Origin of the sequence: Fodinibius salinus (genome assembly GCF_008124865.1) — a bacterium.
GTDB lineage: Bacteria > Bacteroidota > Rhodothermia > Balneolales > Balneolaceae > Fodinibius > Fodinibius salinus.
Map to the genome: position 1 here is coordinate 703,455 of NZ_VNHY01000001.1, position 14,938 is coordinate 718,392.

The 14,938-nt window shown below is 39.6% G+C and carries 14 protein-coding genes; 8 read left to right on the plus strand and 6 right to left on the minus strand.

Features of this window, described 5'->3' with window-relative positions:
* Positions 1 to 238: 238 nt before the first annotated feature.
* Entirely contained in the window at positions 239 to 1,522 is a 1,284-nt protein-coding gene (locus LX73_RS03185; RefSeq protein ID WP_148898020.1) for an APC family permease, read from the minus strand.
* A 201-nt stretch (positions 1,523 to 1,723) separates the two neighbouring features.
* Between LX73_RS03185 and LX73_RS03190 the strand changes: the two genes are divergently transcribed.
* Entirely contained in the window at positions 1,724 to 2,011 is a 288-nt protein-coding gene (locus LX73_RS03190) for a sll1863 family stress response protein (protein ID WP_148898021.1), read from the plus strand.
* A gap of 84 nt (positions 2,012 to 2,095) precedes the next feature.
* Entirely contained in the window at positions 2,096 to 3,121 is a 1,026-nt protein-coding gene (locus LX73_RS03195; RefSeq protein WP_148898022.1) for a porin, read from the plus strand.
* 230 nt (positions 3,122 to 3,351) lie between these two features.
* Here the strand turns inward: LX73_RS03195 and LX73_RS03200 are convergent, their stop codons facing one another.
* Positions 3,352 to 4,776 carry a M56 family metallopeptidase gene (locus tag LX73_RS03200; RefSeq protein ID WP_211359348.1) on the minus strand — a complete coding sequence of 475 codons (1,425 nt, stop codon included), beginning with the start codon at positions 4,774 to 4,776 and terminating at the stop codon, positions 3,352 to 3,354.
* 11 nt (positions 4,777 to 4,787) lie between these two features.
* Positions 4,788 to 5,159 carry a BlaI/MecI/CopY family transcriptional regulator gene (locus LX73_RS03205; protein ID WP_148898024.1) on the minus strand — a complete coding sequence of 124 codons (372 nt, stop codon included), beginning with the start codon at positions 5,157 to 5,159 and terminating at the stop codon, positions 4,788 to 4,790.
* A 520-nt stretch (positions 5,160 to 5,679) separates the two neighbouring features.
* Here LX73_RS03205 and LX73_RS03210 point away from each other — a divergent pair.
* Positions 5,680 to 6,165 (plus strand): Crp/Fnr family transcriptional regulator, encoded by a 486-nt coding sequence (locus tag LX73_RS03210; RefSeq protein WP_281289661.1) that lies wholly within the window; start codon positions 5,680 to 5,682, stop codon positions 6,163 to 6,165.
* An 81-nt stretch (positions 6,166 to 6,246) separates the two neighbouring features.
* Positions 6,247 to 6,804, plus strand: a complete 558-nt coding sequence (locus tag LX73_RS03215) for an NADPH-dependent FMN reductase (protein ID WP_148898026.1) — start codon at positions 6,247 to 6,249, stop codon at positions 6,802 to 6,804.
* A 561-nt stretch (positions 6,805 to 7,365) separates the two neighbouring features.
* Here the strand turns inward: LX73_RS03215 and LX73_RS03220 are convergent.
* On the minus strand, positions 7,366 to 9,705 hold the full coding sequence (locus LX73_RS03220) for a PAS domain S-box protein (RefSeq protein ID WP_148898027.1): 2,340 nt from the start codon (positions 9,703 to 9,705) through the stop codon (positions 7,366 to 7,368).
* A 361-nt stretch (positions 9,706 to 10,066) separates the two neighbouring features.
* On the opposite strand from LX73_RS03220, the gene LX73_RS03225 reads away from it, so the two are divergent.
* The 4 genes from LX73_RS03225 (at position 10,067) to LX73_RS03245 (ending at position 13,122) form a co-directional block, all read left to right on the plus strand.
* Positions 10,067 to 10,849: a hypothetical protein gene (locus tag LX73_RS03225; protein ID WP_148898028.1), complete on the plus strand. Its 783-nt coding sequence runs from the start codon at positions 10,067 to 10,069 to the stop codon at positions 10,847 to 10,849.
* A gap of 178 nt (positions 10,850 to 11,027) precedes the next feature.
* The gene (locus tag LX73_RS03230; protein ID WP_148898029.1) at positions 11,028 to 11,537 is read left to right on the plus strand and encodes a DinB family protein; all 510 of its coding nucleotides are present in this window, start codon (positions 11,028 to 11,030) and stop codon (positions 11,535 to 11,537) included.
* 18 nt (positions 11,538 to 11,555) lie between these two features.
* A complete protein-coding gene (locus tag LX73_RS03235) occupies positions 11,556 to 11,942 on the plus strand; it encodes a hypothetical protein (RefSeq protein ID WP_148898030.1) in 387 nt (128 codons plus the stop codon).
* Positions 11,943 to 12,669: 727 nt separating this feature from the next.
* Positions 12,670 to 13,122: an MBOAT family O-acyltransferase gene (locus tag LX73_RS03245; protein ID WP_148898031.1), complete on the plus strand. Its 453-nt coding sequence runs from the start codon at positions 12,670 to 12,672 to the stop codon at positions 13,120 to 13,122.
* 22 nt (positions 13,123 to 13,144) lie between these two features.
* On the opposite strand, the gene LX73_RS03250 is transcribed toward LX73_RS03245, so the two are convergent.
* The gene (locus LX73_RS03250) at positions 13,145 to 13,945 is read right to left on the minus strand and encodes a DUF1499 domain-containing protein (protein WP_148898032.1); all 801 of its coding nucleotides are present in this window, start codon (positions 13,943 to 13,945) and stop codon (positions 13,145 to 13,147) included.
* Positions 13,946 to 14,059: 114 nt separating this feature from the next.
* Entirely contained in the window at positions 14,060 to 14,908 is an 849-nt protein-coding gene (gene speE, locus LX73_RS03255; protein ID WP_148898033.1) for a polyamine aminopropyltransferase, read from the minus strand.
* Positions 14,909 to 14,938 lie beyond the last annotated feature (30 nt).

Below are 14,938 nucleotides of genomic sequence, written 5' to 3' on the forward strand. Positions count from 1 at the left end.
CCAGGGCTTGCCACTTTCTGGCTTTTCCCTTTTCGTTCGTTATTCACCAGCTCAACATTCATTCACGTGCCCACTTATACGCAAGGTCGTTAGGTGTTTAACGTACGTTTTGAGCAATTGGACTATTTAAGAAGAAATAGAAATAGGTACAATTGTCTTTTATCAGAGATCTTTATTTCAGCAGTCAAGTTAGAAGGATATTAATCTAAAATGCTACCAACAAAACTCAGAAAGAGCCTTAGTTATTTGCTCCTTTATAGCCGGAATGCAACCAGATATAAGCCTCTCTTAACAGTAACAGAGCGGTAGAAATGCCTATCACTACATAAAGAGTTGTCGGCTCGGAACTGTAAATGTCATAGATCAAAATACTCATTGCGAAGGCACAACCCAGAGATCCTGATATTGGAAGAAATCGTTTCCATCCTTCAAATACCTCGTATTTGTAACCCATAAAATTAACAATGGAAAACACGAAGAGAAATACCAGGCTCGAAAAGGCGGTTATCTGTTCGAGATTCCCATAAAATTGTACTACGATCGCCAGTACTGCTATAAGCAGGGCGAAATATACCGGCATCCCCGCTCGCTTCAGGTCAGTCAGTTGATCAGGAAGTTGCCCGTCATCGGCGATTCGCTTGGCTAGTCTTGAGATGGCAAAGATGGTAGCCAATATTGCAGATGCTGTTGAGAAGACAGCCGCAACCAAAACGATTATAATGCCTGTCTGTCCCAATACGGGCTTGGCCAGCATCGCCAAAGCCGTCTCTTTGTGCTCGGCAATAATGCTGGGGGTCAATGAACCCGTAATAACAAATGCTATTAACATATAGATACATATAACGGCCGTAATTGAAATGATAATAGCTCTCGGGAGATTAGTTTTGTGATTTTCTATGGTATTATAGTCATATGTCAACAATTGAAATCCTTCATAGGCTACAAAAACCAGTGCTCCAGCCTGTATGATATTACCGACACCTTGATTGACAATGGGATAGATCTTATCCGGGTGGACTGTCATAAATCCAATACCAATCAAACCGGCCAGGATGACTATCTTGGTGTAAACGAGAAGGTCTTCCGAGATTCCCGACTCCCGGACACCCGATAAATTAAGAATAGTTATGAATATTACTACGGTGCTACCCAACCAGAAGTTCGGACCGGAACCAAAGCCCAAAAGGCGACCAGCATAGGACCCGAAAGTGTAGGCATACAGGCTAATTGTAAATACATAACCTAATATTAAAAACCAGCTAATTGTCCCGGCAAAACGGAAACTGGTAATATGTTCCATAAAAATGAAACTCCCGCCCGCCTCATCAAATTTGATCGTAAGCTTGCCGTAAACGAGACCCGTAATCAAGGCCAATATTCCTCCAATCCCCAGACTGATGAATGCTGCATTCCCGGAAGTCATCATAGCCTCTCCCAGTACGGCAAAAATACCTCCGCCGACCATCCCACCAATGGCCATTCCACAAGCGTCAAATAGTGACAGCTTATCTTTAGAGGGCATTTTAAATTGTCATGTTAAATTAATTTGTAATAATTGACGGAAAAAAATATTTCAACAAGAAAGACAAACGCAAAAAAACCTGATCCGAAAAATATGGAACTAATACCGCAGGTGAATAGTTTACGCCGATAGGTAAATTTCAGAAAATGGCGGTATTGAAAAAATCTGAATTACATTAATAAAAAATTTTAGAGGATAAATATGAGTAACAGAGACAAATATATTGACAAGCTTACAGAAAAACTTAAAGAATGGGATGCCGAACTTGATAAGCTTGAAGCCAAGGCTGACCAGTCCAAAGGTGAAGTAGAAGACGATATCAAAAAACAGATTAACGAGCTCAAGAAAAAAAGAAAAGAAGTTTCAAAGCAGTTAGATTCTGTAAAGGATGCATCTGATGATGCCTGGGAAGACTTAAAAGATGGATTAGACGAAAGCTGGGATGCTCTGTCATCGGCTTTTGAGAAAGCTAAATCTCGGTTCAACTGAGATAATTATAATTTTATTTATAGAATATAATGAACCAGGCGTTATTGCCCGGTTTTTTGTTAATCCAAAAATCGAATACAGATTATGAAAAGATACGCTACAACAATTATTACATTAATTTTTCTATTAATCGGGTCTTATAGTGTTAAAGCGCAATCATTTGATGATGAACCACTATATGACAAGCTTAAAAAGAATTTCCAGAAGGAGTACTTTAGTGTTGGATCTTTAGTACAGTTTGTAGGAGACTTTCAACCGGAACGTAATATGGGTGGAAATAATGGTTTTTCAATTGCCAACCTGCGATTAAACGTTTCGGGGGATCTGGATAATGGGTTTGGTTACCTGGTACAAACCAAATTTGACACATCACCTACCATACTCGATGCAAAAGCTTATTGGAAGTACTCTGAAGGATTTCAGATAGATGCTGGTTTATTCAAGTCTCCATTCAGTTACGAATTGCTAACCGGTGCCGCTGCCATTGATTTTGTTAACCGTTCCAGGGTGGTTAGCAGTCTCGCTCCTTCACGCCAAATAGGAGTACAGGTAAGTGGCTGGTTACTGCCCAATACCATTCACTACGCTGCCGGTGCTTTTAACGGGAACGGATTTGGGGGGAATTCCAATGATAATAATAATTTTCTCTATTCCGGAAGGTTGGAATACCATATGCAATCATCCCCCAATAATAACCTGGTTCTAGGTGTCAACGGAGCGATAAGCGAAGATGATAATATTTCGCTAAGTGGAATTACTAATAATTTTGATGGTACTCGCTCTCTGGGTGGTGCAGATGCCCGGTGGACTATTAATAAGTTTATGGTGAGCAGTGAATTTATCTACAGTAGCTTGGAAACCACTAATAGTGATTTTAATCCTTTTGGTTTTCATGCAACAGCAGGTTATATGGCCGGCTCAAAAACCCAGATTTTGCTTCGTTGGGATCAGTTTGATGCTGACGGCACTGGTCCGGATACGGAATCCGTTATCGCAGGCTTAAATATTTGGCCAACTCAGGTTTCTGAAATTCAGTTCAACTATATTTTGCCAACCAATGAAAGCATAGAGTTTTCGCAGATACTCATCAATTTCCAGATAGGATTCTAAAATGAAGTAGGTATTGATTCTTTTTTCTATCTGCTGCTCCTATTCTTGGGTGGTAACTCCGAAATCGTTGGCCAAGATTCTGAAAAAGAACCCTGTATTTTAAACCGGGAGGAAACTACTGGCGACTGGGGCACTTTAGGTGCCCCGGTCAACAGTTATGGCAAATCGTACTGAGCATTAATGTTATTTCTGGCAGGCTTCAATCTAATCGGGTGGTTTTCACATCTTTGTTATTTTATTGTTTCAATCACTTCCCCATCCTCATACCGCTCTTGCTTGATGATATTTCCATCTTTGTCATATTCAGTCATCAGCCCCTGGTATACCTGGTCACCAGTGTAAGAAACTTCAACTGAAAGTTGTCCATTATCATGCCACAAGCGAATATGACCCATTCCGTCTTCACTTTTGGTAGGAAAAATATCTTTATATACTAAGGTATCATTGACATACATTTCCTGCATTTTAGGGAAGTTCTGATATAAACCATTCTTTATTCGATAAGTATCCCCATCTTCATATTGGACAGAACCGGTATTTATCCCGTCTTCGAAATACATTTCCATATGTAGACTGTCATTTTCGGTGTAATAAATCTTTTGGGTTCCCGTGAAAGGCTCTCCGGAAGAAGTATAATGAGTGGCAATAGGCTTCCCAAGCTCTTCAGAGCGGTTGCTATCAAAATGTAGTTCCACATCACTGTAGGTTGTCTGAGAATGCTGTGCAGTGTCTTCTCGCTCCTTACTGCAAAATGTAAACGTGAGCAAGGCCAGGATGGGCACCAGCACTGCAGTCTTTGAACCGAACCGGAAGCGTGAATACGATCGAAACATCATTTGCAGCCGCTTTTTGGTGAGTGAGAAGTTGATACTACTGGTTAGGTTCAGAGATTTATTTCCAGCGCAGGCACGGATCAGCATATTTTGATAGTCACTTGGCGATGAAATCTTACTCACTATGGATTCATCCGCTATAAACTCATGGTTTAATTGAATAGCACGTTTGTATAAATACATGAATGGATTAAACCAAAAAATAACTTTCAAAAACTCGACAAATAGAACATCCAAAGTATGGAACTGGCGCACATGCGTCAGTTCATGATCCAGGATTTTAGGTCCAATCTCTCCATTTTCAAATTGTTCTTTTCCAAGGAAAATAAACCTGAAAAATGACTGTGGGGTGATGGACTTATCCAGTAAGACCAAAGTGGCAGCACCTGTTTTTTGGTGATTTCCAACCTTTATTTTATGCCGGATTTCTAATAATCCTCCTGCAAACCGGATCAAAAGAAATAGAGTGACCAATCCATATAAACCAAACAATATATCTGTAGCACTTATAGCTCCTCCTGTTTCTGCAGGTGTAGCTGGAGCTGTTTCAGTGTTGGTTAAGGGAGCAGGCTCAGAGACTATTGCTGATTCAACTGAATTGCTTATTGCCTCAGCAGGGACATTAACAGCTTGTTCCATTTGCTGCATCTTGATTCCGGCAATGTCCTGTTCGGGGTAAATTTCAAAAGTAGTCAATGGTGCCGTAAGCCCGAAGAGTAAAGAAAAAAGTAAAAAGAACCGGTTAAAGTAGTGCGTTTTTTCATTTTCTAACAATAGCTTATAAATCCCGAAAAGTAACCCAAGCAGTAGCGTAGATTTCACTAAATAGATGATCATTGGTTTTTCCTCTCTATTTCTTTTTCAACAATAGTTTTTAATTCTTCCAATTCCTCCTCAGAAAGCTCGGTTTCTGACGTAAAGAAAGAGGCAAACTGGGCGGCTGAATTATTAAAAAACTTCTTGATGAGCCCGTTTACATGTTTCGAAAAATAATCTGATTTCTCAACCAGCGGATAATATTGCCGCGATCGCCCCATCTGTTCATAATCCACAAAACCTTTCTTAGTCATCCGTTTGAGCAGAGTTGCTACCGTTGAAGGAGCAGGCTTGGGCTCAGGGTATAACTCTAGCAGGTCTTTCATGAACGCTTTTTCCAGTTTCCACAAATACTGCATCAGTTCTTCTTCTTTTTGAGAAAGATCCATATACTTCTACATGTTTAGAATTGTTTCTACAAATGTAGAAATTGAAACAGAATTTTCAAAACGGATTGCGATCCCCTATATAAATTTAATTTTACCTACCAAAGACTTTTAAAAAAATTTCTTATTACACTTTCAGCATTTTTTCTGCTGATCTCTTAATCGTAACAAAAAAGAGTTCGATATACTTTAATATCCTTCGCATTGGTAAACCGACAGCGGTCGGGATAAGCAGTGCCTTTCGATCGATTGCCCGTTTTGCATTGCTCCATTTCTGTAGTACATTTTGTTGCTAATTTAACATGCGGCTGCACGCCGGTTAAGTGGTACACCTACGTAGCTTTAACTTCGGTCTCTTACACTCCATAACTTCAGCGACGGGACGCATAGTGGGTCGCATAGTACTTTATACTTCAATTTAAATACTAAAGCTATAGAGAAACTGATAAACCATATCGAAGAGACTGTTTCACTCGATAATTCTGACCGCTCTTTAATTCAGAAGCATTTTAAAAGTAAAGAACTGAAAAAAGACGAGATCCTTTTGTTCAAAGGAGACGTCTCCAGACACATGCGATTCATAGCAGACGGGTGTTTGAAATGCTATCATATTGACGAAGATGGCAATGAACAAATATTGCAGTTTGGTATTGAGGGGTGGTGGATTAATGATTTATATAGCTATCTGACCCAAACACCGGCTAAATACTTTGTTCAAGCTATTGAAGACAGTTGTGTTCTTCAGATTAAGCGACATTCCTTGGAGGAACTTTACAAACAAATTCCTACCATTGAACGATTTTTCCGAATTAAAATTCAAAATGCCTATGTCGCCTTGCTGGATCGTACCATTCATAATATGAGTAAACCTGCCAAACAGCGGTATCTCGATTTCCGCACCTCTTACCCCAACATTGAACAGCGGGTACCGCAGTATATGGTAGCATCCTATTTGGGTATTACACCAGAGTTTCTAAGTTCTATCCGTAATGAAATAACAAATTCGTAATTTCTTAAGATACCTTAAGTCCTTTCTCTCTGCCTCTTTACATGTTAGTGCTGTAATAAAGTCCAATCAAAAACCAGCACTATGAATAATCACATTATCGCATTTGCGGGAAGTAACAGTTCAAACTCGATTAATGCGCAACTAACAAAAGCAGCAATCAATAACATATCCATAGAGGATGTAAATTATGTTGATCTCAGAAATATGGACATCCCAATGTATCGAAAGGAATTAGAAAACCAACAAGGTATTCCACAGCCCATTAAGAATTTATATCAGAAAATGACAAAAGCGGAAGGGTTTATCGTGGCTTCCCCTGAACATAACGGTCTGTTACCTGCTTTCTTTAAAAATATAATTGATTGGCTGACTCGTATAGATCAAGAAATATTCATGAATAAACCAGTACTCTTGCTAAGTGCCTCTCCAGGAGATAACGGTGGAGCAACTAATCTATCAATACTCTCAGATCTTATGCCATTTTGGGGCGCTGAAGTAGTAGATACGTATTCACTTGGTAAGTATAACGAACATTTCGACAATGAATCTCAATCTATTGTCAATCAAAAAGAACTAAAGAAGTTATCAACTGTCATTGAACATTTCGAAGAAGTGATAACAAAACCTTTAGCACATTAACGTTGAACTCTACCGCCCATTAAGTGGCTCCCAAAAGGTTGGAACAGGCAGCGCCTCGTAGCCACCCCTACGTGCAAGAATTCGGGGCGCAGGCCACTGTTATCTTATTTTGAGGATCTTCTTTTGTGTTGTTGATTCAACGCTAAACCGTGTGCCCATTAATCTACAAGGTCGTTAGGGGTACAAAGATCACCCAGTGCAAGTCTGAAGTGGCAGCTGTGTCCAATCTGGTCAAAGTTTTCAGTTTACTTATTCTCTACGCCGTTGAAATAATCCATCCATATGCTGGTAGTTGATAACATCACTTCTCGTCAGTCCTTTTAATATGCAAACTGCCAGTCATTGAAAAAGCTGCTGCAATTTTAACAGTAAATCCGGTTCGATTAGTGGTCCGGACAAAGAAAATTTAACAAAACTTGAAAAGAAACTTTTAAACAAAGAGTAATTGTCAGAATAAAATTTCAACTAGCTAGGTGCATCAATATTTAATCGACACTGTAAGATCACCATTTGCTGTTGAACTAACTTATTTTATAGCTTTATTAACTATGTGCTAGACACTCAATGCCTCGGAATTCGCATTGTAAACGTTGACCCAACATCTAATGTACTCTCGATAATAATCTCACCTTCTTGTAATTCAACTAAATGGTGACAAAGTTTAAGACCAATTCCACTCCCCTTTTCACCTTTTGTACCGCGTGTGTTTGGATGTTCTGAACTAAAAAGCTTTTCCTGTGTTTCCTCAGTCATTCCGGCCCCTTCGTCTTGCACAGATATTTCCCAATGGTCGTTACTACATGAACAGGTTATTTGTATTTCATCACCGGCAGAAGAAAATTTAATTGCGTTGCTTATAAAATTACGGATAACTGTTTTGACCATTTGTTCATCCGTTTCTACAAGCAATTCCTCATTCCCGCAGTCATAGGTAAGATCAATACCTTTTTTCTCAGCGGTGGGACCTAATAATTCTTTTATATCATTTACTGTTTCATGAACGGAGATCTCTTCAATGGTCAGCTCAAAACCTTCTGTTTGAAACTGTGCCCAACGAGATAAATCTTCAAGCATTCCTCCCATTTGTATAGCGGACCGATTAATATGGGAAAGATATTGCTTCAGCTCTGGATCTATATCAACATTTTCAAGATCTGACAAAATAACTTCAGAAAACCCGATAATACTGGTTAACGGCGTTTTTAAATCATGCCCGAGAACCGAGTAAATTTTGTTGGTTGTCTCATTTAGCTTTTCAAGAGCCTGATTTCGCTCTCGAAGGGCCTCTTCCATCTCTTTCCGTTTTGTAAGGTCCTTAAAAACGCCATAAACTTTATAAACGTTGCCTTCTTCATCTTGTTCGACCTTGCCAATAGCTCTTATCCACTTCCGATTACCCTTGGCAGTAATAATAGGTAGCTCCATGTCATACCCTATTCCTTCTTCAACAGCTCTTGTTACAGCTTCTTGAATCTGATGCCGGGAACCAGGAGAATAAAAATCTATTGCTTCTTCTATATCAATTTCTTTACTCACAGGTAATTCATGAATCCGATATACCTCATCGGTCCAGTATAGATGATCATTATTAACATCGTATTCCCAGCCTCCTACTTCGGCCAATTTATTTGTTTCTTGTAGTAAGAGCTCCAACTTTTTTCGGTCCGTAATATCTCGTGACCCGGTACGCAGTTTGACAACCTCTCCTTGTTGGTTTGTTATCGGCTCTGTTGAAGTTTCAAACCAGATATATGTCCCATCCTTTCGTTTTATCCGGTATTGTATACTGGTGATTTTTTGATTTGATTTAGCTAGGCTATGAGATTGTGCTTCAACCTTTTCTAAATCATCCGGATGAAAAAGGGTATATGGGTTTACGCCAATTAATTCATCCGGCGTATATCCAAGAATATCAGTCACTGAAGGGGACACATATTCATAGGTCCCATCCGGCTTATGCAAGCAAACCAAATCTGCTGAGTGTTCAGAAATAAGCCGAAATTTTTCCCGGCTTTCACGAAGCTTGGTTTCCGTCTTCTTTCGCTCTATCATGGCACTCAACCACTCAGCAAATAAACGAAGCATATCTTTATCAGCCTTGGTAAATGGCTCCGTTCTTGGACTTGTGGATGAAAAGTTTATTGTGCCAAACCGATTGCCGTTAGCAGATAGTGGAATTCCAATATAAGATTCCAGCTCAAACTGCTCATAACACGGATGACCTTCATAAGCAGACTCTGTCATGTGTTCGATACCGACAACGCCATCAGCATTATACGTTATATCACAATAGGTGTTTGCAAGATCAAATTGTATACCTTTTTCCAAATCACTGTCCTGCGGATAGAAATATTCAATCGTATAATCATTACCGGATATGCGACTAATAATTCCGACCTCAAGGTTTAAAACCTTGGTCATCTTTTTTAACGATTCTTCAATTGCTTCCTCAATGGTTTCATGAGTCCCGGTCGTTATTTCGACCAGCAGTTGAAGCCGTTCCGAAAGCTTTTGGAGCTCATGTTTTCTTTTTTTCTGAGTAGTAAGATCCCGGGTAATGCCCAAATAGCCGATCGTGTTACCTTCATCACCCTTTACAACACTTCCGACCGTTTCTGCAGGAAAGACCGTTCCATCTTTGCGCTTATAATCTAATTCATATATAACTGAATTAATATCAGAGGTGGGATTATATTTGGTTTGTCCTGTTTGTTTGAAATCCTCTTCTGAAGCATATAGCATTTTTGTTTTTTGGCCGATTACCTCCTGCTCACTAAAACCAAAAATGGTTTCGAAAGTACTATTTACCGAACGGATATTTCGCTCTTTATCTGCTATAACTATAGCATCCGGGATAGAGTTAAAAACCGATTGCAAAAAATTGGAATCAATATTACTCATATAAAATTCAGCCCTTGGAAGATATTACTATATGTTTAAAGGATAATAACGAATCTAAAATTAAAAACGGACTTATTAAAAAATAGTTACTACGGTTACTAATTTAGGGGCTTATAACAAACATAAAGATGCAATTATCATATCATTTTGTTCATTTTAATATTTTCTGCACTCATCTGAAAACCGGTATCATAACTATCGCATTAGCACGTCAAGGTCTGCCCCTTTTGGCTTTTTAGCTTTCCATTCGTTATTTAACAACTCAACATAATTCGTGCCGTCCTTATGTAAACGATATAGTAAGCCGTAAAGTCGTTACAGAGCTGAATTTATGATTAAGTCGTTTAAGTTTTTTTAAAAAATGAAACGCATTCATCTATTTGAATTTGAAGATTTTGCTTGGTTCCCAGACTGGTTGCGTAGATGCATCATGCGATTGATCGCAGTTATGCACGATTTACTCGGAACAAGTCATAAAATTGCTAAATTAATTGCCAACCCACTTCGAGACTCTTATTCATCAACTATTCTGGATCTATGTTCGGGAAGCGGGGGACCAATGCCTGAAGTTCTTCAGATTCTTCATGATAAATATGATATGCACAACATCAGTTTAACGTTAACAGACCTTTATCCCGACCTTAAAAGAGCAGATGTTCTGAATAGTCAAGACGCAAATAATATCACCTATCTGACAAGCCCCACTAATGCTACTCAAATTGATGGCGAAATGAGCGGATTCAGAACGATGATTGGAAGCTTTCATCATATGAAACCAACAGAAGCAAGAAAGATATTAGCATCCGTTCAAAATAACGGCCTGCCTATCTTTATCTTTGAAGTTAGCGATAATAGCACACCTATTGGGCTTTGGTGGATCGTATTTCCTATTAACTTTATCATGACTTTTTTTATTACTCCTATGGTAAGGCCCATGACTTGGCAACAACTTATTTTTACCTACATTATTCCTATTGTCCCAATCTGTTTTGGATGGGATGGAGCCGTTTCAAATGCAAGAACATATACTCTCAATGATTTAGACGAACTGTTAAGTGACATCGAATCTCATAATTATAAGTGGGAAAAAGGGACCATTGAAGGAAAAACCAGTCAGATTTATTTACTCGGTCTCCCAAATTGAACACTATGTTATCACTCGCACTCTATAATCCGCCTTATCAAGATATGCCCTGCATCAACTGCCCGTTTTGCATTGCTCAATTTCTGTAGTACATTTTTTTATCAACGCTGGGCTGCACACTCGTTAAACGCAATATTATTAGGCGTAAGCAATCATCAAATTATAAATTCAAATAGCAATGACTGTTCAGGATTTAGAAACTTTTTACGACTATAACTATTGGGCAAATAAAAAAATATTGCCCACGATTTCCCAGCTCACAACTGAAGAATTTACCCAGCCTGTTGCTGGAGGATACGGTTCTATCAGAAATACAATGGTTCATCTGCTTAGCACCGAGTGGGGCTGGCTTAGTCGTTGTGGTGGCCACCCGCGTGGGGCAAGCCTTAAAGCTGAGGATTACCCCACAGTTGAACCACTGCTTAAAGACTGGAAAAAAGTTGAACGTTATATGCGCGAATTTTTGTCTCAATTAGAAGATGAGGAGCTAAATCATACGATTGAATATCGTGGTGAAGGCGACAAAAAACGTGCAATGCCTTTGGGAGAATTACTTCACCATTCGATTATTCATGGAGCCCACCATCGAGGACAGGTTGCTATATTACTGCGGGAACTCGGATATGCCCCGGGGAGTTTTGATATTCTTTTTTATTATGCAGAAAAACACGGTGTCCCGGCATGGTAACCATTTTTAAACTCTAATATGAAACATCCACTGACCTTTTATATAATTTGTCTTTTGGCTGTTTCTTGTCAAGAAGAAGTGCCTGTTAAAGGATTCTATACCGGAGGATGGGAATGGAGTCAATTTGAACCTTGTAACAATTTAGACGAACAGTGGTGGGTAACTGGGGATACCGTATTTTTTAACAAATATGATTCATTAGTAAAGGCGAAGGGAGATAACAGCAACCTTGGTCCTTATGTCTATTTAGAAGTTCAAGGAACCAAGAGTCAGGAAGGGACTTATGGTCATCTAGGCGAATATATCAGAGAGTTTGAAATCACACGAGTTGATTCCATTGAATATCAAAAAGAAATACAAATGGGAAATCAGAAGATTAAAGAAAAGTTTTGTACAGAAATGTAGCGGTTCTATAACCAGCACTTCAAACGGACAAGCCGCGCCAAATCTTGCCCCCATCCTATTTTTTAGCTAACCTTTCGGTAGTAATCAATTTCAAAACATTGGCGTACCCCATGTACGCAAGGTTGTTATATGGCTTATTTTTTGCTCAATCCTCAAACGTCTGAAAATTATGAAAACAATATTCGATCAAGCAACAAGGGATGAATTAATCAATAGAATCAATTCTCTTAATAAAAATAGTGAGGCACAATGGGGTAAAATGAATATTAAACAGATGATAAGACATTGTATATAATGTGGGACGAAGTGACATTAGGCAAGAGAACGGTCAAACAACTATTCTTGAGCAGATTATTTGGCAAGATGATTCTAAAAGGATTTGTAAAAGATGATAGCCCACTGAAACGATATTTACCTGCAGTTGATGGAATTAAAGTAAAATAAACTATTTACAATGATTTCAATTCCGAAAAAAAAGAAGTGGATTTCCTTAATTAAAAAATATCCACGATTATCAGATCACGACTTTGAACTACCATTTTCGGAAAAGTAACAAAAGAGCAAGCCGGCTATTTAGCTTATAAACACCCAGATCATCATCTAAGGCAGTTTAATGTATGAATCAGTAATAACGCCATATAACCGGAGTGTTAACCGTAGATACCGATCCATAGGCGCAGTGTAAGATCGTTACACGGTCCAACATATCACATTCATCTACTTTAAAATGACAACATCAAAGCCAACATATAGAGAATATGAAGAGCGAAGGCTTGGACATTCAGTTAATCAGTTAGCTGGTATCGCGTCCATGTTTCGACGCTCTTTCGGCTCGTCAACATTTGCTGGTTTTTGGCGTTATTGGAATCCCTTTTTCAGCTATTACCTTTATTATTATTGCTACAAACCATTAGCAAAGTTCTTGCCTCGCTCTTTGGTAGTTGTATGTACATTTATTGTGAGTGGAGCCATTCATGATCTTTTTGCAAGTATCATACTGCTCGATGGGTACATACTTTTTTCACCGGTCTTTGCTTTTTGGGGATTGTTAGTTGTTATTGAAGAAGCCTTTGCCATAACCTTTTCATGGGCTCACTTTTGGGTTCGTGTTAGTATCTATGCTTTTATAATCATTGGAACTATCACAATGGGGTTGAAAATCCGCTCACTGTTAGCATAGAGCAAGCGCCATATAAGCAATTTCACTGGTTAGTAACGGACTTCAGATAATTCCGAATGCGCTGGGCGTTAACGCCGATATCCCCTTTTCCGATGCGGGATACTGAACGGATATCAATTTTAGTCTTGTTTTGAGTCTTTGCTGTATCCACGCGAATTACAATATCATCTTTAAATCCAAACCAAGGAAGTTTATCAACAGCTTCAATTCGTCCTGCTGATTTATCTGAGGTCACGACCTGCTCCCAGGGCATCCGTTTTGCTGCTGCCAGCGCACGAGCATAGGCATCATCATATCCCATATCCAAATAGAGTGGCTGAATATCCGGATAATGCTCTCGCTGGATATCGGCCTTCTCCTGATCACCATAGGTAGTATCGTTGGGAGCATCGGCCCGCAGCGGAACAATCGCTTCAAATGTAGGCGGATGTTCGATATCGGTACTGATATCGTGGATAGGCGGATACTTCTGCACTTCATTAAGCCAGTATATGGCCGTTCCCATCACCGACAATCCAAGTAAAAAACCGATCAAAGCTACAACAACTCCTCTTTTTTGGGGATTCCTCCACTTCAAGAATCCAAAGAAGAATCCCAGCGAAAAGCCCATCAGTCCCAGCATCGTGCTCAGCGGCATGATCCACGTAAAGGCGGTGCCCAGCTCCCACCAGCTCCACTGATATCCATAGCCCGTGCCCACGAAAAACAAGGCCGATATTACGCCAAACATCAGGCTGGCAAGTGCCCACCTCGATATTCTTACTTTAGCTGTAGCACCGGAGCTTGATAACAAATTGTTGATATACTCAATGGTGTTTAACATAAATGGAAAATAAAATTATGATCAATATTTTTGTTGGAATCTTAAAAGTGATCTCATATCAAGTATAGAACTGCCTTGGCACCCAAAGAAATATAGCCGTAATTTTTAGCACTCTCATATAATATCCGCTACAAAATTCGGGAGTGCAAAACAGCTTTGATGGATATCCTCATTATAGTAATTTAGCTTGCTTCCAAAAGTTGGGAGCCCCTGCTCTACCCTTTGCATGGCTTGTTGGCTAAGTGGATTGGCACCTTTGCTGGCAAAAGCAAACGACCACATGCCCGCAGGATAAAGCGGAATATAAGCCAGATATATTTTTGAGACCTCATAGATATCATCCAGTGCAGCAAACACTTGCTTCATGCTTTTATGATAATCCTGAACCCATGGACTTTCGGTCTGGGCAGTCAGCACACCATTATCTTTCAATCCGTCATAGCATGCCTGCATAAAATCTGTTTTAAACAACCCTTCAGCCGGACCCAAGGGATCTGAACCGTCAATAATAATCACATCGTAGGGATCCTCGATATTTTTAACAAATTCGATGCCGTCTTCAATCAGAACATTTAGCTTGGGGTTTCCCCAGTCTCCCACATCCGGCAAAAACTCTTTTGATGTACGAATCACCACCTCATCAATTTCAACCATATCTACCTGCTGTACTGATTGGTGACGCATTACTTCACGAGCCGTGCCGCCGTCTCCTCCCCCTACAATAAGCACCTGCTCGGGATGGGGATGCGAAAAAAGTGCCACATGAGTCAGCATCTCATGATAGACAAACTCATCCTTTTCTGAGAGCATGACCATCCCGTCTATCGCCATCATCCTTCCCCAGGTATCAGTTTCTAATATCTCCACCTTTTGATATGGAGTCTGCTCAGAAAAAAGTACCTTCTGCACACCAACTGTTAGGCCTGTTCGACCATTGTAAAACTCATTGAAGGTCAAGGACATGTACTTTCTATTTTGAAATTAGATATTGAT

Coding starts and splice junctions, on each gene's coding strand:
- LX73_RS03190 (WP_148898021.1), top strand. CDS start 1,724: ATGAGTAACAGAGACAAATATATTGACAAGCTTACAGAAAAACTTAAA.
- LX73_RS03235 (WP_148898030.1), top strand. CDS start 11,556: ATGAAACATCCACTGACCTTTTATATAATTTGTCTTTTGGCTGTTTCT.
- LX73_RS03230 (WP_148898029.1), top strand. CDS start 11,028: ATGACTGTTCAGGATTTAGAAACTTTTTACGACTATAACTATTGGGCA.
- LX73_RS03245 (WP_148898031.1), top strand. CDS start 12,670: ATGACAACATCAAAGCCAACATATAGAGAATATGAAGAGCGAAGGCTT.
- LX73_RS03185 (WP_148898020.1), bottom strand. CDS start 1,522: ATGCCCTCTAAAGATAAGCTGTCACTATTTGACGCTTGTGGAATGGCC.
- LX73_RS03205 (WP_148898024.1), bottom strand. CDS start 5,159: ATGGATCTTTCTCAAAAAGAAGAAGAACTGATGCAGTATTTGTGGAAA.
- LX73_RS03220 (WP_148898027.1), bottom strand. CDS start 9,705: ATGAGTAATATTGATTCCAATTTTTTGCAATCGGTTTTTAACTCTATC.
- LX73_RS03225 (WP_148898028.1), top strand. CDS start 10,067: ATGAAACGCATTCATCTATTTGAATTTGAAGATTTTGCTTGGTTCCCA.
- LX73_RS03195 (WP_148898022.1), top strand. CDS start 2,096: ATGAAAAGATACGCTACAACAATTATTACATTAATTTTTCTATTAATC.
- LX73_RS03250 (WP_148898032.1), bottom strand. CDS start 13,945: ATGTTAAACACCATTGAGTATATCAACAATTTGTTATCAAGCTCCGGT.
- speE (WP_148898033.1), bottom strand. CDS start 14,908: ATGTCCTTGACCTTCAATGAGTTTTACAATGGTCGAACAGGCCTAACA.
- LX73_RS03215 (WP_148898026.1), top strand. CDS start 6,247: ATGAATAATCACATTATCGCATTTGCGGGAAGTAACAGTTCAAACTCG.